The following is an 867-nucleotide window of genomic DNA, read 5'->3' on the forward strand; positions in this document are numbered from 1 at the left end:
ACCAGTTGTAGCATCATCACCTGTCCAGTGACCTTGTTCGTCGACTTGACCTACTTTGTAGTTACCTGCTGGTACCAATTCGTATGTCTTACCTTGGAACTCGATTGTGCTTGGACGGTTGTCTACTACTGTGTCGTAGTCTTTATCAATTGGTTGTTCATCTTCATCTTTCACAGATGCTTTAATCGTGTTACCTTCAGTATCTACATAGTGAACGTATACGTTACCTACTTCTTGGTAAACATACGTAATAGTTGACTTAGGTTTATCAACTTTACCTTTAATTGGATCAGATGATTCCAAGTGTCCGTCGCCATCAACTTTACCTACTGGGTAGTCACCTTTTGGTACGATCTTGTAAGTCTTACCGTCTGGAGTCTTGATAGTGTTAGGTTTTTCACCTTCCTCAGTTGTGTTATATGGTGTGTCATATGGTGAGTTTGGTGTGTCTTGACGAGGATCTTTAATCACTTTACCTTTTGTATCTACATAAGTGATGATTACTTCACCTTGTTTAGGTGTTTCACTTTCAGAATTTGATGAAGAGTTAGATGCTGATTGTGATACAGATGTAGAAAGTGATGTTGAAGCCGATGTGCTCAATGATGCTGATTGGCTTGCTGATACTGATGCAGATGCTGAAGCTGATTGGCTTGCTGATACTGATTCTGATGCTGAAGCTGATTGGCTTGCTGATACTGATTCTGATGCTGAAGCTGATTGGCTTGCTGATACTGATTCTGACGCTGAAGCTGATTGGCTTGATGATACTGATTCAGATGCTGAAGCTGATTGGCTTGCTGATACTGATTCAGACGCTGAAGCTGATTGGCTTGCTGATACTGATGCAGATGCTGAAGCTGATTG

Annotated in this window: 2 pseudogenes; one reads left to right on the forward strand and one right to left on the reverse strand. The window is 41.3% G+C overall.

Annotated elements, in window-relative coordinates:
* Positions 1-471, reverse strand: a pseudogene (locus LIZ08_RS10200) (MucBP domain-containing protein); the annotation flags it as partial.
* A gap of 25 nt (positions 472-496) precedes the next feature.
* On the opposite strand from LIZ08_RS10200, the pseudogene LIZ08_RS10205 reads away from it, so the two are divergent.
* Positions 497-867, forward strand: a pseudogene (locus LIZ08_RS10205) (MSCRAMM family adhesin SdrC); the annotation flags it as partial.

Origin of the sequence: Streptococcus sp. 210928-DFI.4.42, from assembly GCF_020554365.1 — a bacterium.
GTDB lineage: Bacteria > Bacillota > Bacilli > Lactobacillales > Streptococcaceae > Streptococcus > Streptococcus parasanguinis_S.